Source organism: Burkholderia sp. BCC1988, assembly GCF_905339895.1.
In the GTDB taxonomy this organism is placed as follows: domain Bacteria; phylum Pseudomonadota; class Gammaproteobacteria; order Burkholderiales; family Burkholderiaceae; genus Burkholderia.
In genome coordinates this window covers 289672-307647 of sequence record NZ_CAJPHA010000002.1, presented here as the reverse complement: position 1 = coordinate 307647, position 17976 = coordinate 289672, and the positions used below count along the sequence as shown (strand labels likewise).

The following is a 17976-nucleotide window of genomic DNA, read 5'->3' as shown; positions in this document are numbered from 1 at the left end:
CGCGCGGAATCGGGGATTCTCGTTGCCCGTTCGTGCGTGAATGCGCGCCCTTATTCCCAGCGCTGTTGCAACATCGCGTCTATCGATGCGAGCGAATAGATCGCCGGACCGCGCAGCCGATGCAGCAGCATGCATGGAACCGGTGCGATCGCGGCCCGGAATCCATAGAAAGCGGTGCGGCGAGCGCCCCGCCGCACCGCTTTCCGTGCGCCCCCTTGCCGCTCAGCCCGCCGCGCCGTACCCGCCGCCGCCCGGCGTCTCGACGACGAACACGTCGCCCGGCGCCATCTGCGCGCGGCCGATATGCTCGAGCGTCTCGACCGTGCCGTCCGCCCGCTCGATCGTGTTGCGGCCGAGCGCGCCGGCCCCGCCGCCCGCCGCGCCGAACGGCGCGTGGATCCGGTTGTTCGACAGGATCGACGCGGTCATCGGCTCGAGGAAGCGGATCCGCCGCACCGCGCCGTCGCCGCCGCGCCAGCGCCCGGCGCCGCCGGAACCCGCGCGCAGCCGATGCGAGTCGAGCCGCACCGGATAGCGCCATTCGAGCACCTCCGGGTCGGTCAGCCGCGAGTTCGTCATGTGCGTCTGCACCGCGCCGACGCCCGCGAAGCCGTCGCCCGCGCCGCTGCCGCCGGCGATGGTCTCGTAGTACTGGTAGCGGTCATTGCCGAACGTGAAGTTGTTCATCGTCCCCTGGCTCGATGCGACGCAGCCGAGCGCGCCGTACAGCGCGTTGGTGATCGCCGACGACGTCTCGACGTTGCCCGATACCACGGCCGCCGGATACTCGGGGTTCAGCATCGAGCGCGCCGGCACGATCACCGTCAGCGGCTTCAGGCAGCCGGCGTTCAGCGGGATGTCGTCGCCGACCAGCGTGCGGAACACGTAAAGCACCGCGGCCATGCAGACGGCCTTCGGCGCGTTGAAGTTGTTGTCGAGCTGCGCGGACGTGCCGGTGAAGTCGATCTCCGCGCGGCGCGCCGCGCGGTCGACGCGGATCGCGACGCGAATCTCGGCGCCGTTGTCGAGCGGATAACGATACGCGCCGTCCTGCAGCGCGCCGATCACGCGCCGCACCGCTTCTTCCGCGTTGTCCTGCACGTGCCCCATGAACGCGAGCACGACGTCGCGGCCGAACTGCCCGACCATCCGCCGCAGCTCGTCGACGCCCTTCTGGTTCGCCGCGATCTGCGCGCGCAGGTCGGCCATGTTCTGCTCGACGTTGCGCGCCGGATAGCGGCCCGATGCGAGCAGCGCGCGCGTGTCGGCATCGCGCAGCACGCCCGCCGACACGAGCTGCCAGTTGTCGATCAGCACGCCTTCTTCGTCGATGTGCGTCGAATCGGGCGGCATCGAGCCCGGCGTCGTGCCGCCGATGTCCGCATGGTGGCCGCGCGAGCCGACGTAGAACAGCGGCGTGTCCGAGCCGTCCGCGAACACCGGCGTGATGACGGTGACGTCCGGCAGGTGCGTGCCGCCGTGATACGGGTCGTTCAGCATGAACACGTCGCCGTCGCGCATGCGGCCGCGGTTGCGCTCGATCACCGTGCGGATGCTCTCGCCCATCGAGCCGAGATGCACGGGCATGTGCGGCGCGTTCGCGATCAGGTTGCCGTCGCCGTCGAAGATCGCGCACGAGAAGTCGAGCCGCTCCTTGATGTTCACCGAATACGCGGTGTTCTGCAGCCGCAGCCCCATCTGCTCGGCGATCGACATGAACAGGTTGTTGAAGATCTCGAGCCGCACCGGATCGGCATCGGTGCCGAGCGAGCGGCGCGTCGGCAGCGGCGTCGTGCGCGTCAGCACGAGGTTGCCTTGCGCGGTCATCTGCGCGCGCCAGCCGGGTTCGACGACGGTCGTGCCATTCTTCTCCGCGACGATCGCCGGGCCGTCGATCGTGTCGCCGGCCAGCAGCGAGTCGCGCACGTACAGCGCCGCGTCGTTCCATTGCCCGCCGGAATGGAAACGCACGGCGCTGTGCGCGCGCGGCGCCGCGCCCGCGTCGCGCGGCACGAGCGGCGCGATCTCGACCGGCGCATCCGAGCGGCCGATCGCCTCGACCGATGCCAGCTCGGCGACCAGCGGCGTGCCGGGCATCAGGAACGCATAGCGCTGCCGGTACGCGGCCTCGAACGCCTGCTGCATCGCGGCGACGCTGCCGGCCGGCACGTCGAGCGCGGAATCGGTGCCCTGGTAGCGCAGGTGCACGCGCCGCTCGGTCGCGATGCGCTCCGGCGCCACGCCCTGTTCGAGCAGCGCGCCGACCGCGTCGTCGGCCAGCCGGTCGAGCGCCGCGTTCAGCGCCGGCAACGATTCATCGGACAACACGGCTTCCACCGCGCGCTCGCGCATCGCGGTCTGGTCGGCGAGCCCCATCCCGTAAGCGGACAGCACGCCCGCGAGCGGATGCGCGAACACCTGCGTCATCCCGAGCGCGTCGGCCACGCCGCACGCGTGCTGGCCGCCCGCGCCGCCGAACGTCGTCAGCACGTAGCGCGACACGTCGTGGCCGCGCTGCACCGAGATCTTCTTGATCGCGTTCGCCATGCTGCCGATCGCGATTTCCAGGAACCCTTCGGCCAGCGCCTCGGGCGTGTCGCGCCGCCCGGTCGCCGCGTGAATCTCGTCGGCGAGCGCCGCGAATTTCGCGGCCACGCCGTCGCGGTCGAGCGGCTGGTCCGCATGCGGGCCGAACACGCGCGGGAAGTGATCGGGCTGGATCTTGCCGAGCATCACGTTGCAGTCGGTCACCGTCAGCGGGCCGCCGCGCCGGTAGGCGGCCGGCCCCGGGTTCGCGCCGGCCGATTCGGGCCCGACGCGCAGCCGCGCGCCGTCGAAGCCGAGCACCGAACCGCCGCCGGCCGCGACCGTGTGGATGCTCATCATCGGCGCGCGCATCCGCACGCCGGCGACCTGCGTCTCGAACACGCGCTCGAATTCGCCGTTGTAGTGCGACACGTCGGTCGACGTGCCGCCCATGTCGAAGCCGATCACGCGCTCGAAGCCGGCCGCGCGCGCGGCGCGCACCATCCCGACGATGCCGCCGGCCGGGCCGGACAGGATCGCGTCCTTGCCCTGGAACGCGTCGGCGCGTGTCAGGCCGCCGCTGCTCTGCATGAACTGCAGGTTCACGCCGGGCATCTCGTGCGCGACCTGCTCGACGTAGCGGCGCAGGATCGGCGACAGGTAGGCGTCGACCACGGTCGTATCGCCGCGCGACACCATCTTCATCAGCGGCGACACCTCGTGCGACACCGACACCTGCGTGAAGCCGATCCGGCGCGCGAGATCCGCCAGCGCGCGCTCGTGCGCGGTGTAGCGATAGCCGTGGATCAGCACGATGGCCAGCGCCTGCACGCCCGATTCGAACACGCGGCGCAACGCCGCTTCCGCGCGTTGCGCGTCGAGCGGCACGACGACGTCGCCGTGCGCGCCGATCCGCTCGTCCACCTCGACGACGGTCTCGTACAGCGCATCGGGCAGCACGATGTCGAGATCGAACAGGCGCGGCCGGTTCTGGTACGCGATGCGCAGCACGTCGCGAAAGCCGCGCGTCGTCGCGAGCGCGGTGCGTTCGCCCTTGCGTTCGAGCAGCGCGTTGGTCGCGACCGTCGTGCCCATCTTCACCATGTCGACACGCTCGGGCGTGATCGGCTCGCCGTCGGCGAGGCCGAGCAGGTGGCGGATGCCGGCCACGGCCGCATCGCGATACTGCTCGGGATTCTCCGACAGCAGCTTGTGCGTGACGAGCGAGCCGTCGGGCCGGCGCGCGACGATGTCGGTGAAGGTGCCGCCGCGGTCGATCCAGAATTGCCAGCGCGCGGCGTCGGAGGAAACGGGGAAAGTGTGTCGGTCAGTCATGGCGATGAACTCGATGCGTCGTTGAACGAAGGACGAGCGCCGCCGCACGGCGCGCGTCGCGCGCCGCGTGAGGGCTTCGATGAAAAGGGAGCGGTAGAAAGGCGGCGGGCGGGCGCCCGCCCATGCGGCGTTATGCGGCGTCGAGTTCGCGGCCGCGCGTCTCGGGCAGCGTCAGCGCGGCGACGATCAACACGCCGTAGGCGGCGACCGCGAAGATCCCGATGCTCGCGCCGAGCCCGTAGTGCTTCGACAGCGCGCCGATCAGGAACGGGAACAGGGCGCCGATCGCGCGGCCCACGTTGTAGCAGAAGCCCTGGCCCGAGCCGCGCACCCGCGTCGGGAACAGCTCGGTGAGGAACGCCCCCATCCCGGAGAAGATGCCCGATGCGAAGAAACCGAGCGGGAAGCCGAGCCACAGCATCGACGCGTTCGTGAGGTGCAGCACCGGCGACGTGTAGGCGAACGCGATCACCATCGAGCCGAGCGCGAACAGGATGAAGTTCGGCTTGCGGCCGAGCCGGTCGGTCAGGTACGCGCTCGTCAGGTAGCCGACCCACGAGCCGAAGATGATCATCGCGAGATAGCCGCCGGTGCCCATCACGGTCAGGTGCCGCTCGGTCTTCAGGAAGGTCGGCAGCCAGGTCGTGATCGCGTAGTAGCCGCCCTGCGCGCCGGTGGTCAGCAGCGCCGCGCGCAGCGTCGTCGACAGCAGCTTCGGCGCGAAGATTTCGGTGAGGCGCGGCGCGTCGGCTACCTTCGCCTGCGTGGCCTTCTCCTTCTCGTAGACGTCCGGCTCCTTCACGTAGCGGCGGATCACGACCACCAGCAGCGCCGGCGCGAGGCCGACGAGGAACAGCGCGCGCCAGGCCTGTTCGGCCGGCAACACCGAGAACAGCAGCGCATACAGCAGCGCCGACAGCCCCCAGCCGATCGCCCAGCCCGACTGCACGAGGCCGACCGCCTTGCCGCGATCGCGGGCGCGGATCACTTCGCCGATCAGCACCGCGCCGGCCGTCCATTCGCCGCCGAAGCCGAAGCCCATCAGCGCGCGCGCCGCGAGCAGCTGGTGATAGTTCTGCGCGAGCCCGCACAGCGCGGTGAACACGGCGAACCACAGCACCGTCAGCTGCAGCGTGCGCACGCGGCCGATCCGGTCGGACAGGATGCCCGCGATCCAGCCGCCGAGCGCCGACGCGAGCAGCGTCATCGTGCCGATGAAGCCGGCGTCCGCGAGCGAGATGCCCCAGGTCGCGACGAGCGTCGGGATCACGAACGACAGCATCTGCGTATCCATCCCGTCGAGCATGTAGCCGACCTTGCAGCTCCAGAACGCGCGGCGCTCGCGCGGCTGCGCGTCCGCATACCATCCGAACAGGCCGTTGCGTGCGGGGCCCGCGGGGTCGGCGGCGGGCGCCGCGAGGGTCTTGCTTTCCATGGTGAAGCTCCTGTCGAAATATGCGGTCGAGACCGTGCGTGTGGTGCGGGTGGTGCGTGTCGTGTTTGTCGTGCGCTTCTTGCGTCGTGTGTTGCTTGCGTCGTGTGTTCGCGTGGTGTGTCGGCGTCGTGCGTTGCTTGCGTCGTGTGTTGCTTGGGCGCGTCGCGCTGCGGCTGCACATCACCCTCCGGCCGGGCGGATCGTCTGCGCTCGCGGCATGCCGCCGCGTCGGGGCCGGACCGGCGCCCGTGCGGGCCGCCGGCGTCGGTCGGGTCAGAACACGGCCAGCGACGCGTTCGTGATGTCGGTCATCAGCATGTAGCCGGGCGTATGCGCGATCGCGAGCGGCAGCTTCGCGTCCATCAGCGCGGTTTGCGGCGTCACGCCGCACGCCCAGAACACCGGCAGTTCGCCGTCGCGCACCGTCACCGCGTCGCCGAAATCGGGCGCGCCGAGATCGGCGATGCCCAGTTCCTGCGGATGGCCGATATGGACCGGCGCGCCGTGCACGCCCGGGAACCGGCTCGTGATCTGCACCGCGCGGATCGCATCGGCGCCGCGCAGCGGCCGCATCGACACGACCAGCTGGCCGCCGAAGATTCCCGCGCGCCGGTTCGGAATCGTCGTACGGTACATCGGCACGTTGCGCCCCTCCTCGATGTGGCGCAGCCCGATCCCTTCGCGCGCCAGCATGTCCTCGAACGAGAACGAGCAGCCGATCGCGAACACGACGAAATCGTCGCGCCACAGCGCTTCGAGCGATTCGACCCGCTCGGTCAGGCGCCCGTCGCGGTAGACGTTGTAGCTCGGCACGTCGGTGCGGATGTCGAGATCCTCGCCGAGCACGTCGAGCCGGAACGCGCCGGGTTCCCCGACGCCCAGCAGCGGGCACGCCTTCGGGTTCGCCTGGCAGAAGCGCAGGAAATCGTGCGCGTACGCGTTCGGCAGGATCGCGAGATTCGCTTGCGCGAACGGGCCGCACTGGCCGGCCGTCGGGCTGCGGAACGTGCCGTTGCGCACGGACTGGCGGAATTCGGAAGGCGTCATGATGGTCGCGGGCAGATCGATAGGTCGTCGGAATGACGGTTGCGTCAGCGGATACGGCGAAGAATAGAAAAGAAAAAATTTTGTCGCCAACGAGTTTTTTTGCGCCGCGTGTATAGAATTTCTTTACACGAAGCCGGGTTTTCCCCAGTCCCGTTCATTTTTTCAGCGGGGCAAGCTGCGCGCCCAACGCCTTGCCGACCGCCATGAACACGCGTTTCCTCGAAACCTTCGTCACGCTCGCGAAGCTGCGCAACTTCCGCACGACGGCCGCCGCGCTGCACGCGACGCCGGCCGCGATCTCGCAGCGCCTGAAGGCGCTCGAGGACGAATTGCAGACCGTGCTCGTCGACCGCGACAGCCGCGAATTCCGGCTCACGCCGAACGGCGAGTACCTGCTCGGCTATGCGAAGGCCGTCGTCGAGGCGACGCACGAGCTGCAGGCCGCCGCGGCCGGCGAAAGCGCGCTGCGCGGCAAGTTGCGGCTCGGCGTGATCGAGACGGTCGTGCACAGCTGGCTGCCGCATTACCTGCGCCGCCTCGCCGCCGACTATCCGCAACTGGAGATCGACCTGACCGTCGACGTCAGCGTCGTGCTGCAGCGCCGGCTGATGGCCGGCGAACTGGACCTGATCATTCGCGTGGAGGGAAGCGACGAGGCGTCGGTCGTCTGTGACGCGCTCGCGAACTATCCGGTGCGCTGGATCGCGCGCGCGGGGCTGCTGCCGACTGCGCGCACCGGCCTCGCGCGGCAGGTGCTGCGCCAGCCGATCCTGACCTACGGGCGCGGTACCGCGCCGCACCGCGCGCTCGAGGACATCGTGCGCACGCTCGCGCACGCGCATGGCGTGCCGCTGTCGGAGACGCGCATCACCGGCTCGCCGTCGATCTCGGTGATCGTGCAGCTCGTACGCGACGGCTTCGGCGTCGCCGCGATTCCGGTGCTGTTCGTGGATGCGCTGATCGCCAGCGGCGAGGTCGTCGAGCTGCCGCTGCAGCCGTCGCCGCCGTCGATCGTCGTGTCGATGTCGCGGCGGGCGGACGCGCCGAAGTTCGTGCATGGCGCGTCGATCGCGGCGCGCGCCGCGTGTCACGAGTATTGCGAGAAGAGCAACCGGCTGCTGGTCGAGGCGCTTTGATGTGGTGTGGGGATGCCGGGCGGATCACGCACGGCGCCTGACGCGCCCGTTCGGCGATCGGCTTACGCCGGCTGCCGCGCATGCGGCTGCGCAAGCTTGCCGTCGCCGTATTCGCGCAGCACCTGCGAGATCACCACGCGATAGCCGTCCAGCCAGCGCGCGTGCTTCGCCTTCGCTTCCAGATGCGCGGGATGCTGCATCAACTGCCGCAGCGCCGCCTCCGATTCCCAGTAGTAGACGTTCTGGATCAGCCCCGCCTCGGCGTTCTCCCACGTCTCCTCGCCGAGGTAGCCGGGCGTCGCGCGCGCCATGTCGGCGATCTGCCGGTCGAGGCGGTGGAATTCGTCGTCGTATTCCCCCGCGCGGAAAATGAAGGTCGATGCGTACATGCGCGCCCCATCGGAGACGGTTGAAAGAGCGCCAAGTGTAAGGCACGCGCGGCGTGCCGCCGGTGTCACGCGGTAAGCGCGGTGGAAGCGTGCCGATCGTCGAGCCACGCGTCGATGCGCGGGGCGTCGGTGCGCGTGCCCGCCTTGGCGGCCGGCATGGCGGCGAGTGCGTGCCCCGCACGTTCGAGTGCCTGCGCAAAGCCGCGCAATTCGGCCGTCGCCGGCCGATCGTCGAGACGACGGCGTGCGAGCGCCGCCTCGATACGTGCGTCGATCAACGCGCGCTGCGCGTCGATGAAGTCGATGCACAACGCGCGGCAATGCGCGGACACCGATGCGACGGCCAGCAGCACCGGCACGATCGACATCGTCAAGTAGCCGCCGGGCGCAAGCCGCGCCAACGCCGCGCGCACCTGCGGTCCGCCGTCGATCAGCGATGCGAATACCGCGTCGCGCCATACCGCGCGCTCGAACGCGAGCGCATCGCGAAACGTGTCGAGCGCCGCGCGGTCCGCGACCTGCCCTGCCGTCACGAGCGGCAGCGCCGACGCCATATCGAGGGAAGCCGTGCCGCCGTCCGCGCCGACGATGCAATTCGCACCGAGCCACGCCGTCTCGTCGCGCCGCCCGGCGAGCACGCGGGATTGCAGGCGGTCCGGCAGCATCGGATCGAGCGGCACGGCGCCGCAGATCGAAGGCTTGTCCGCATGCACGCTGCAGCGGCCGTCGTCGGCCAATGCCGGACAGCGCCCGAGCGACGGATAGTCGTAGCCCTGAAGCGTCAGCGCAATCCATTCGTCGCTCGCGCCGCGCGCGCGGTGGAACAACGCGTTCGCGAGCGCATCGCAGGCGGCGATGTCGTCCGCGTCGAGCGCATGGTCGCGTCCGCCCGCGCGCGTTCGTTCACCGATGCGCCGCTTCGGCACACGATGGATCGTCAGCGCGCCGACGAAGCGGTGCCGATGCCGGAACAGTTCACGCAACGACAGCGTCGGCGCGCTGTTGCAGCAGCGGCCGCACGCATTGCACGCGAGGCGATAGTCGTCTACCACGGCCGCCGCACCGAGTCCTGATAGCGCGTCAGGATGAAATGCGCGACGTCGTGCGAGTGATACGCGGCGACGAGCTGCGCGACCCACGGCTTCGTGCGGTCGGCGTCGCGCACGGTCAGCACGTTCGCATACGGCGAGCGCGCATCCTCGAGATTGATGCTGTCGCGCGCCGGCTGCAGCCCCGCGCGCGCGGCGTCCTCGTAGTCGATCGCGACGAACGCGGCCGAGTCGAGCGCCGCATGCAGCCGGTCGCGGCGCAGCGCGACGAACTTCAGCGCGAGCCGGTTGCCCGTCACGTCGCGCAGCGTCGCATGCAGGCCGGCCTGGTCGCGCAGCGTCACCAGCGTGTCGTTCTGCAGCAGCACGAGCGCGCGAGCCATCCCGCGCGAATCGGCCGGGATCGCGACCGTCGAGCCGGGCTGCAGGTCGTTCAGACTCCTGATCTTGCGCGAATAGAGCGCCATCGGCAGCGTGACGGTCGGCGCGACGGCGTTCAGTGCATGACCTTTCGCCGTGCGCGTCGCGGCAAGGCGCTGCGCGTCCTCGAAGCTCGCCGCGTCGATCCTGCCGTCGGCGAGTGCAGTATCGATGCGCGACGCGTCGTCGAATTCGACGACGTCGACGCTCAGCCCGCGCGTGGCGGCGACACGCTTCACCTCGTCCAGGATGTCCGCATGCACGCCGCGCGTCACGCCGACGCGGATCGTCGACGTGACGGATTCGGCCGCAACGATCCAGCCCGAAGTGGCGACACCGCATGCAACGATCAGCGACGCGGCAACGCAATGCATCACCCGCTTCATGACGCATCCCTCAGAATCGTGCGGAACCCGATATGCGATGCACCGAGATCCGCTTCCTGCTGTTCGCGCGACGACGCGCGATAGCGCACGCAGTAATCGCGCGAGCACAGGAACGAGCCGCCCTTGATCACCATCGGCGTGTCGTGCCGGCGCGTCGGCGGTGCGACGGCCGCCGTGTCGCCGTTCGTGTGCGATTGATGCGGGCCCGTGTACGTGTCCTTCGTCCATTCCCATGCGTTGCCGATCATGTCGTACAGGTGGAAACCGTTCGCCGCATAACAGCCGACCGGTGCCAGGCCCGCGTGGCCGTCCTCGGCCGTATCGAGCACCGGGAACGCGCCCTGCCAGTAGTTCGCGGCCGGCTTACCCTGCGCGTCGCGCGGCGCCGCATCGAGCGACGCGTCGTCGCGACCGGCCTTGCCCGCATATTCCCATTCGGCTTCGGTCGGCAGATCGCGGCCGAGCCGGCGCGCATACGCGAGCGCGTCGCGCTGCGTGACGAGCGTGACGGGCAGGTTGCCGAGCCCGTCGACGCTGCTGCCGGGGCCGCGCGGCTGCCGCCACGATGCGCCCTTCACCCAGGTCCACCATGCGAGGTCGCGCGCGTTCAGCTCGTCGCGCGTCGGCACGTGAAACACGGCCGCGCCGCCCTGCTGCTCGGCCTCGGTCACGTAGCCGGTCGCCTGCACGAACGCGGCGAACTGCGCGATCGTCACGTCGGTCTGGTCGATCCAGAAGCCGCCGACGCGCGTCTTGCCGTCGCCCGCCGGACGCTCGTCCGCATAGCCGCGTGTGCTGCCGAACACGAACGCGCCGCCGCTCAGGTGCACCATCCCGGCCTTCGGGTCGTCGCGCCACTTCGCGGGCAGGCCCGAGTAGCGCTCGCACTGCCGCTCCGAGCCGAGCGGCACGAGCGGGCGGCCGCGATTCGCGTCGTCGAAGGCGCCGGCGGGCGACGCCGACGGGCTCGCGTAGCCGACGGCGAACGCAGCCGCGAAGAGCGTGGCCGCGAGCGCCGCGCCGAGTGTCCGGAAGCGGAACCGCATCGTGCCGTCCTCAGTAGTAGCCGCGCGGACGCAGCGGTTCCACCCCGCCGACGTTGCTCATGTACGTCTTCCACTGGTCGACGAGCGTGCTGATGACCGACGGGTTCTGCGCCGACACGTCGGTCGTCTCGCCGCGATCCGCCGCAAGGTCGTACAGCTGCCAGTGGCCATCGAGCGGCCCGAGCGGCGGCTCGGTCCACAACGCCTTCCAGCGGCCGTCGGCGCTGCGCAGGTATGCGCGGCCGTACGCTTCGTCGCCGAACGGCGTGGTATGCACCTCGCCCGTCGCCGAGCCGGTGAGCACCGGCAGCAGCGACTGGCCCGTCGGCGGATAGACGTAGCGGTTGTTGTAGACGACCTTGCCCTTGTTCTGGTCGACACCCGTCAGCGTGTTCACGAGCGGCGGCGCCGGCTGCGACGGCGGCGTGACGCCCGCGACCGCGAGGAAGGTCGCCGTGTTGTCGGTCACGTGCATGAACGCGCGCAGCGTCGGCAACTGGCGTGTCTGCCCCGGCAGCCGCACGATCGTCGGCGTCGACACGCCGCCTTCGGCCGAATAGCCCTTCGTGAGCCGGAACGGCGTCGCGCTCACTTCGGCCCAGCGCAGCCCGTACTGCAGCCGTTGCGCGTTCTGCTTGCCGTTGTCGGTGCCGAGCGTCGAATAGACCGGCTCCTGCCCGTTCGCGGTGTCGGTCGCCGTCGGGTCCGCGCCGGAGTCGATCGGCCAGCCTTCCGCGCCGTTGTCCGACTGGAACATGATGAACGTGTTGTCGTATTCGCCGATGTCCTTCAGGTGCTGGATCAAGCGGCCGATGTTGTAGTCGAGGTTCTCGACCATCCCCGCATAGATCTCCATGTAGCGCGCCTGCGCGCGGCGCTCGGCCGGGCTCAGGCTCGCCCACAGCTTGTCGACCTTGCCGGTGCCGTAGTCGCTGTAGCCGTCGGCGGCGGAATGCACGGCGCTGATGTACTTCGCGTTCGCGGTGCCGTTGTTCGCCGTCGCCGGCGATGCGGCCGTCGTTTCGGGCAGGCCGTCGAACGGCTTGAAGTCGGCGGGGATCAGGCCGAGCGCCTTCTGCCGCGCGATCCGCGCGTTGCGGATCGCATCGTAGCCGGCGTCGTATACGCCCGCGTACTTGTGCAGCCACGGGTCCGGCACCTGCAGCGGCCAGTGCGGCGACGTGTAGGCCGCGTACGCGAAGAACGGCTTGCCGTCCTGCCTGTTCGCATCGATGTACGAGATCAGCTTCTGCGTATAGAAGTCCGTCGAGTAGAACACGGCCGGATTGCCGCCCGCGCCGCCCGCCTGTCCGGGCTGGCCCGGCTGCACGTAGCTGCCGTCTTCCGTGTAGTTCGACGAGCCGGCCGGCTCGTGCGCGAAATGGTTCGTCGCCGCGCCGCCGAGCAGCACGTAGCTGCGCTCGAAGCCCCACTGGTCGGGCGTCTGCCCGCTGCCCGTCGCACTGCCGACGATCCCCGATCCGATGTGCCACTTGCCCGCGATGTACGTGTGATAGCCGGCATCCTTCAGTAGTTGTGCGAACGACAGCGCGCGATCGTTCAGGTAGCCCTCGTAGCCGGGCAGCCCGCGCCGCTCGTCGGTCGGCACGCCCATCGTGCCTTCGCCGACGAGGTGGTGATCGGTGCCGGAAATCAGCATCGCGCGCGTGATCGCGCAGACGGTGCCCGTGTGGTGGTTCGACAGGATGCGGCCCGACGCGACGAGCGCGTCGAGGTTCGGCGTGTTGATCTCGCCGCCGAATGCGTGGATGTCGGAATAGCCGAGATCGTCGGCCATGATGTACAGGATGTTCGGGCGCTTCGCGGCCTGCGGCGGTGTCGCGGCGGACTGCGACGGCGCATCGCTGTCGACGCCCCCGCATGATGCGAGCGACAACGCGCCGGCAATCGCGGCGCAGACGACACGGAAACGGAAGGCATGCAACGGCGACGCGGACTTTTTCATTTTGTCGAACGCTCGATCTACGGATCGGCGATCTTAGCGGCGCTCGCGCGGCGCCCAAAGTCGGATTCGTCACATGCTAACGGGGAGCAGGAATATGCACGGCGGCCCACGCTGGCCCGTGCTGCTCATCCCCGATATCGAGATAGGAAATGAAATCCCGAACGCATAATCCGATCGCATACCGCGATGAAAGCGTGCGACCGCATATCGTTGTCGGTCGAAAGCACAACGCTGTATGCCACCCGACCGTGAAATGTTCATCGGAGACCTCATGTTGAAAATCAAGGAACTACTGAAAACCCTCTCTACGCTCGAGCCTTACCGGCCGGCAAAAGCATTGTCGATTGAGCGAGCGCGGAAGGGCTCGATACTTCTGCTTGCTGGCGGCGGCATTTGTTTCCTGCTGCTCCTCTTGATGGTGGCATGGCACAAACTGGCGCCTGCAGAGTGGCAAAAGACGCCGGCCTTCGCGCTCTATGCGTTCACCGTGGTCTTGAGCCTTCTCTCTCTCATCGTTGAGCCCATCGTCGGCGTCATGCAGATGTTTCGCTGGAAACAGGAAGCGCTGGATACGCTCATTCGCGAGATAGAGACTGATGAGAAAAGCGCCCGGCTTCTGAACAACTATGCCGACAACACACTGAAATACGCGCAGCATTGCCTGCAACTCAAGGTGAAGCGCCTCGACTCACGCGTCGTTTCATTCTTCGGCGGAGGTACGGCGGCCTATGCGCTTCTTGCCATCACGCTCACCAATATCAAAGATGCGGGCGGATTGCCGTGGCTGCGGAACACGCTGTCGAACGGATTCGTCTCCGGAAACTTCAGCAATACGGCGATTCTCTGGGGTATCGCGCTGGTTTTCGGTCTGTCCGTCGGCTCGATGATGCTGAAGCGCGTCCAGTCGCGCTTCGCTTACCAACTCGAGCTAATCGAACTGACGCTGTTGCGGCGAACGTTGGAGAACGCGGAAAAGAACACACAGCGTTCAGCAGCGCTTTCGGGTGATCGTCCATAGCGCATCCACGCAAATGCATTTCGGAATCCGTTATTGGATCGCGCCGCCACGCGTTTTTATACTCGTCAGCACTCTCTGCTAAAGAGTGCCAGCCAATTTCGACACAACAGAACAGGACGGACAGATGAGCCTACGCCCCTTGCACGACCGGGTCATCGTGAAACGACTCGACCAGGAAACCACCACCGCCTCGGGCATCGTGATCCCCGACAGCGCCGCGGAAAAGCCCGACCAGGGCGAAGTGATCGCCGTCGGCCCCGGCCGCAAGGACGCGGACGGCCAGCGCATCGTGCCCGACCTGCAGGTCGGCGAACGCGTGCTGTTCGGTAAGTACGCGGGCCAGGCGGTCAAGGTGGACGGCAATGAATTCCTCGTGCTGCGCGAGGAAGACATCGTCGCGGTCGTCAATCAATAACGGAGTGCAAATCATGGCAGCGAAGGAAATCATTTTCAGCGACGTCGCACGTGCGAAGCTGACCGAAGGCGTCAACATTCTCGCGAACGCGGTGAAGGTCACGCTCGGGCCGAAGGGCCGCAACGTCGTGCTCGAACGCAGCTTCGGCGCACCCGTCGTCACCAAGGACGGCGTGTCGGTCGCGAAGGAAATCGAACTCGCGGACAAGCTGCAGAACATCGGTGCGCAGCTCGTGAAGGAAGTCGCGTCGCGCACCAGCGACGCCGCCGGCGACGGCACGACGACGGCCACCGTGCTCGCGCAGGCGATCGTGCGTGAAGGCCAGAAATACGTCGCGGCAGGGCTCAATCCGCTCGACCTGAAGCGCGGCATCGACAAGGCGGTGGCAGCGGCCGTCGACGAGCTGAAGAAGATCAGCAAGCCGACCACCACCAGCAAGGAAATCGCGCAGGTCGCGACGATCTCCGCGAACGGCGAGGAATCGATCGGCCAGCGCATCGCCGAGGCGATCGACCGCGTCGGCAAGGAAGGCGTGATCACCGTCGAGGACGGCAAGTCGCTCGCCGACGAGCTCGACGTCGTCGAAGGGCTGCAGTTCGACCGCGGCTACCTGTCGCCGTACTTCATCAACAACGCCGACAAGCAGATCGCCGAGATCGAGAACCCGTACATCCTGCTGCACGACAAGAAGATCTCGAACATCCGCGACCTGCTGCCGGTGCTGGAGCAGGTCGCGAAGTCGGGCCGGCCGCTGCTGATCATCGCGGAAGACGTCGAAGGCGAAGCGCTCGCGACGCTCGTCGTGAACAACATCCGCGGCATCCTGAAGACGGTCGCGGTCAAGGCGCCGGGCTTCGGCGATCGCCGCAAGGCGCTGCTGGAAGACATCGCGATCCTGACCGGCGGCCAGGTCGTCGCCGAGGAAACGGGCCTCACGCTCGAGAAGGCGACGCTCGCCGAACTCGGCCAGGCCAAGCGCATTGAGGTCGGCAAGGAAAACACGACCGTGATCGACGGCGCGGGCGACGCGAAGAACATCGAGGCGCGCGTGAAGCAGATCCGCGTGCAGATCGAGGAAGCGACCTCCGACTACGATCGTGAAAAGCTGCAGGAACGCGTGGCCAAGCTCGCGGGCGGCGTCGCGGTGATCAAGGTCGGCGGCGCGACCGAGATCGAAGTGAAGGAGAAGAAGGACCGCGTCGACGACGCGCTGCACGCGACGCGCGCGGCCGTCGAGGAAGGCATCGTGCCGGGCGGCGGCGTCGCGCTGATCCGCGTGCGGCAAGCGATCCGCGCACTCAAGGGCGCGAACGCCGACCAGGACGCGGGCGTCAAGATCGTGCTGCGCGCGCTCGAGGAACCGCTGCGCCAGATCGTCACGAACGCGGGTGAGGAAGCGAGCGTGGTCGTCGCGAAGGTCGCGGAAGGCACGGGCAACTTCGGCTACAACGCGCAGACCGGCGAATACGGCGACCTCGTCGAGTCGGGCGTGCTCGATCCGACCAAGGTCACGCGCACCGCGCTGCAGAACGCGGCATCGGTCGCGGGGCTGCTGCTGACGACCGACGCGACCGTGTTCGAAGCGCCGAAGGATGCGGCGCCGGCCGCGGTGCCGGGCGGCCCGGGTGCGGGCGGGCCCGGGTTCGATTTCTGACATCGCTGTGCGCGGCCGCCCGAACCGGGCAACCGCGCTTCGATCCACGACGCGTGGCGGCACCGGTCGCCACGCGTTTTTTCATGTGTGAACGCCGCGCGCGCCGTCGTCAGAACATCTGGCGCAGGCCGATCGCGGCCCCGACGTTGTTGGTCCTGCCGATCTGGTCGACCTTGCCGGTGAGCCGGTTGGTGGCGCCCGGATAGTCGGCCGCGAACGCGCCGTTGCCGCGCGCGAAATCGACCGTGCCGTATACCTCGGTGTGCTTCGACAGCGCATATTCGGCCAGCACGGTCGCCGAGTAGTTGATCCCGGAGCCGAGCGTGCCATCGAGCCGCTCCGCATTGCGCGCGTGGCCGTAATAGCCGGCCACCGTGATCAGCAGCGGCGCGGTAGCCTGCCAGTTCGCGCCGACGTAGAACGTATCGTCGATACGATTCGGGCTGCCGCCACCGAGCGTGGGCGCGCCGGCCTGCTGCATGTTGAAGTCGGTCGTGCCCGTCTTGTCCTGCCCGTGCAGCCAGCCGGCCAGCAGGCGCACGGACGGCGTGACCTGGTACGCACCGCTCACGTGCAGGAAGTTCACCTTCGCGCCGTTGACCGCGCTGCCGTTCACGGACGATACCGAGGTCTGCTGGAAGCCGGCGTTGATCGACGCGGGCCCTTGCGCGTAGGTCAGCTCGACACCGTACGTGCTGTCGAGACCCATCGCACCGGCATGATTGCCGAACCCGTAGATCGCATCGACGCTGAAGCCGTTGGTCGAGAACTTGTACTTCACCGAGTTCGCCACCGTCAGGTAGTTGCCGATGCCGTTGTACGCCCAGCTGTCCTGCCAGTAGTCGCCGACGGTCATCGGGTCGAACACGTCGCCCATCGTGTCGTACAGCGGCGCGTACTGGTTGCCGAAGGTCAGCGAGCCGTACCGGTCGCTCGCCAGGCCGACGTACGCCTGCCGGCTGAACAGCGTGTTCGCGACGTGCAGCCTGCCGTCGCCGAGCTCGAAGCCGTTCTCGAGACGAAAGATCGCCGCGAGGCCGCCGCCGAGATCCTCGCTGCCGCGCAAGCCCCAGCGGCTGTGCGTTTCCGGGCCGACCGTCATGCCGACCAGGTCCCGGCCGTCGGGGCCGGCGTTAGTCTGATAGCGGATCGCCGTATCGACGAGGCCATACAACGTGACGGAACTCTGCGCAAAGGCGGGTGATGCCGCTGCTACGGCGAACACCGCGCCGACACCACCGGATACGACGATGCGGTTCATGAAAGGCCTCCCTGAGCGATTGATTTTGTAAGCAGTCCGACAGCATTTGCGGCTGGCGGACGGTACTGCGCTCGGGAGAATAATCGGTCATATTCGCGACACCTATTGCCGATTCCGGATTGCACCTTTCCAACGCGCTCAACAATGACGGCGGCGTGCGATGCACGCTAGCCGGCCGGTGCCGAAACGACCGCGCGGCGCCATCGACGGCACGCCGGGGTAAGATGAACGCTCCTTCCGCCGCTTCGCCGCCCGCGCCATGTCGACCACCATCAACACCCTGCTGCCGCTCGCCGGCGTCCTGCTGCTCAGCGTGGCCAGCCCCGGCCCGAACTTCGTGATCGTCACGTCCACCGCGCTCGCACAGCGCCGCGCCGGCGTGATGACCGGGCTCGGCCTCGCCGCCGCATCGGGCACCTGGGCCGCGATCGCGATTGCCGGCCTTGGCCTGCTCGTGACCCACGTCGCCTGGGTGCACACCGCGCTGCGACTGGCAGGCGCCACGTACCTGATCTGGCTCGGCCTGAAGATGGTGCTGAGCGCACGCAAGCCGCTCGCCGTGTCCGCGCCGCCCGCGTCCTCCGGCTGGCAGGCCGCGAAGAAGGGCTACGTGGTCAGCATGACGAACCCGAAATCCGTCGCGTTCTACGGCAGCATCTTCGCGTTGATGGTGCCGGCGCATACGCCGGTGTGGCTCGATCTCACGGTCGTCGTGCTGTCGATCGGGATTTCGGGCGCGTGGTACTGCGCGATGGCGCTGCTCGCATCGCATCCGTCGGTGCGCCGGCTGCTGATCCGGCGCAAGGCCGTGCTCGACACGACGGCCGGGCTGCTGCTGATGGGGCTCGGCGGGCGCATGCTGGCCGGGCGCTGAGCGCCGTCGCGCTGCCGCA

Annotated in this window: 14 protein-coding genes; 5 read left to right on the top strand and 9 right to left on the bottom strand. The window is 68.3% G+C overall.

Annotated features, from left to right (window positions below):
* Positions 1–222 precede the first annotated feature (222 nt).
* The 3 genes from U4012_RS04275 to U4012_RS04265 form a co-directional block, all read right to left on the bottom strand.
* The gene (locus tag U4012_RS04275) at positions 223–3861 is read right to left on the bottom strand and encodes a hydantoinase B/oxoprolinase family protein (protein ID WP_321796442.1); all 3639 of its coding nucleotides are present in this window, start codon (positions 3859–3861) and stop codon (positions 223–225) included.
* A 130-nt stretch (positions 3862–3991) separates the two neighbouring features.
* Positions 3992–5296 (bottom strand): MFS transporter, encoded by a 1305-nt coding sequence (locus tag U4012_RS04270; RefSeq protein ID WP_044847288.1) that lies wholly within the window; start codon positions 5294–5296, stop codon positions 3992–3994.
* A gap of 273 nt (positions 5297–5569) precedes the next feature.
* Positions 5570–6343, bottom strand: coding sequence for a putative hydro-lyase (locus U4012_RS04265; protein WP_321796440.1), 774 nt, complete (start codon positions 6341–6343; stop codon positions 5570–5572).
* A 203-nt stretch (positions 6344–6546) separates the two neighbouring features.
* Between U4012_RS04265 and U4012_RS04260 the strand changes: the two genes are divergently transcribed.
* Positions 6547–7479 (top strand): LysR family transcriptional regulator, encoded by a 933-nt coding sequence (locus U4012_RS04260; RefSeq protein WP_044847290.1) that lies wholly within the window; start codon positions 6547–6549, stop codon positions 7477–7479.
* Positions 7480–7541: 62 nt separating this feature from the next.
* On the opposite strand, the gene U4012_RS04255 is transcribed toward U4012_RS04260, so the two are convergent.
* From U4012_RS04255 to U4012_RS04235, 5 genes are all read right to left on the bottom strand, one after another.
* Positions 7542–7868 carry an antibiotic biosynthesis monooxygenase family protein gene (locus tag U4012_RS04255; protein WP_321796438.1) on the bottom strand — a complete coding sequence of 109 codons (327 nt, stop codon included), beginning with the start codon at positions 7866–7868 and terminating at the stop codon, positions 7542–7544.
* Positions 7869–7933: 65 nt separating this feature from the next.
* On the bottom strand, positions 7934–8920 hold the full coding sequence (locus U4012_RS04250) for a YkgJ family cysteine cluster protein (RefSeq protein WP_321796436.1): 987 nt from the start codon (positions 8918–8920) through the stop codon (positions 7934–7936).
* The gene (locus U4012_RS04245; protein ID WP_321796434.1) at positions 8914–9723 is read right to left on the bottom strand and encodes a MetQ/NlpA family lipoprotein; all 810 of its coding nucleotides are present in this window, start codon (positions 9721–9723) and stop codon (positions 8914–8916) included. The genes U4012_RS04250 and U4012_RS04245 overlap by 7 nt, the downstream gene beginning before the upstream one ends.
* The gene (locus tag U4012_RS04240; protein ID WP_321796432.1) at positions 9720–10769 is read right to left on the bottom strand and encodes a formylglycine-generating enzyme family protein; all 1050 of its coding nucleotides are present in this window, start codon (positions 10767–10769) and stop codon (positions 9720–9722) included. Before U4012_RS04240 ends, U4012_RS04245 begins: the two co-directional genes overlap by 4 nt.
* Before the next feature lie 10 nt (positions 10770–10779).
* On the bottom strand, positions 10780–12735 hold the full coding sequence (locus U4012_RS04235) for an arylsulfatase (RefSeq protein ID WP_321796430.1): 1956 nt from the start codon (positions 12733–12735) through the stop codon (positions 10780–10782).
* Between the two features lie 271 nt (positions 12736–13006).
* On the opposite strand from U4012_RS04235, the gene U4012_RS04230 reads away from it, so the two are divergent.
* From U4012_RS04230 to groL, 3 genes are all read left to right on the top strand, one after another.
* Positions 13007–13753: a hypothetical protein gene (locus tag U4012_RS04230; protein ID WP_321796428.1), complete on the top strand. Its 747-nt coding sequence runs from the start codon at positions 13007–13009 to the stop codon at positions 13751–13753.
* A 124-nt stretch (positions 13754–13877) separates the two neighbouring features.
* Positions 13878–14168: a co-chaperone GroES gene (locus U4012_RS04225; RefSeq protein WP_011356207.1), complete on the top strand. Its 291-nt coding sequence runs from the start codon at positions 13878–13880 to the stop codon at positions 14166–14168.
* Positions 14169–14181: 13 nt separating this feature from the next.
* The gene (gene groL / locus U4012_RS04220; RefSeq protein WP_044847313.1) at positions 14182–15822 is read left to right on the top strand and encodes a chaperonin GroEL; all 1641 of its coding nucleotides are present in this window, start codon (positions 14182–14184) and stop codon (positions 15820–15822) included.
* Between the two features lie 109 nt (positions 15823–15931).
* On the opposite strand, the gene U4012_RS04215 is transcribed toward groL, so the two are convergent.
* Positions 15932–17083 carry a porin gene (locus tag U4012_RS04215; protein WP_044847314.1) on the bottom strand — a complete coding sequence of 384 codons (1152 nt, stop codon included), beginning with the start codon at positions 17081–17083 and terminating at the stop codon, positions 15932–15934.
* 259 nt (positions 17084–17342) lie between these two features.
* Here U4012_RS04215 and U4012_RS04210 point away from each other — a divergent pair, with 259 nt between their 5' ends.
* Positions 17343–17957, top strand: a complete 615-nt coding sequence (locus U4012_RS04210; RefSeq protein WP_044847315.1) for a LysE family translocator — start codon at positions 17343–17345, stop codon at positions 17955–17957.
* Positions 17958–17976 lie beyond the last annotated feature (19 nt).

Coding starts and splice junctions, on each gene's coding strand:
- U4012_RS04270 (WP_044847288.1), bottom strand. CDS start 5,296: ATGGAAAGCAAGACCCTCGCGGCGCCCGCCGCCGACCCCGCGGGCCCC.
- U4012_RS04255 (WP_321796438.1), bottom strand. CDS start 7,868: ATGTACGCATCGACCTTCATTTTCCGCGCGGGGGAATACGACGACGAA.
- U4012_RS04265 (WP_321796440.1), bottom strand. CDS start 6,343: ATGACGCCTTCCGAATTCCGCCAGTCCGTGCGCAACGGCACGTTCCGC.
- U4012_RS04230 (WP_321796428.1), top strand. CDS start 13,007: ATGTTGAAAATCAAGGAACTACTGAAAACCCTCTCTACGCTCGAGCCT.
- U4012_RS04260 (WP_044847290.1), top strand. CDS start 6,547: ATGAACACGCGTTTCCTCGAAACCTTCGTCACGCTCGCGAAGCTGCGC.
- U4012_RS04275 (WP_321796442.1), bottom strand. CDS start 3,861: ATGACTGACCGACACACTTTCCCCGTTTCCTCCGACGCCGCGCGCTGG.
- U4012_RS04235 (WP_321796430.1), bottom strand. CDS start 12,735: ATGAAAAAGTCCGCGTCGCCGTTGCATGCCTTCCGTTTCCGTGTCGTC.
- U4012_RS04240 (WP_321796432.1), bottom strand. CDS start 10,769: ATGCGGTTCCGCTTCCGGACACTCGGCGCGGCGCTCGCGGCCACGCTC.
- U4012_RS04225 (WP_011356207.1), top strand. CDS start 13,878: ATGAGCCTACGCCCCTTGCACGACCGGGTCATCGTGAAACGACTCGAC.
- U4012_RS04245 (WP_321796434.1), bottom strand. CDS start 9,723: ATGAAGCGGGTGATGCATTGCGTTGCCGCGTCGCTGATCGTTGCATGC.
- U4012_RS04210 (WP_044847315.1), top strand. CDS start 17,343: ATGTCGACCACCATCAACACCCTGCTGCCGCTCGCCGGCGTCCTGCTG.
- U4012_RS04215 (WP_044847314.1), bottom strand. CDS start 17,083: ATGAACCGCATCGTCGTATCCGGTGGTGTCGGCGCGGTGTTCGCCGTA.
- groL (WP_044847313.1), top strand. CDS start 14,182: ATGGCAGCGAAGGAAATCATTTTCAGCGACGTCGCACGTGCGAAGCTG.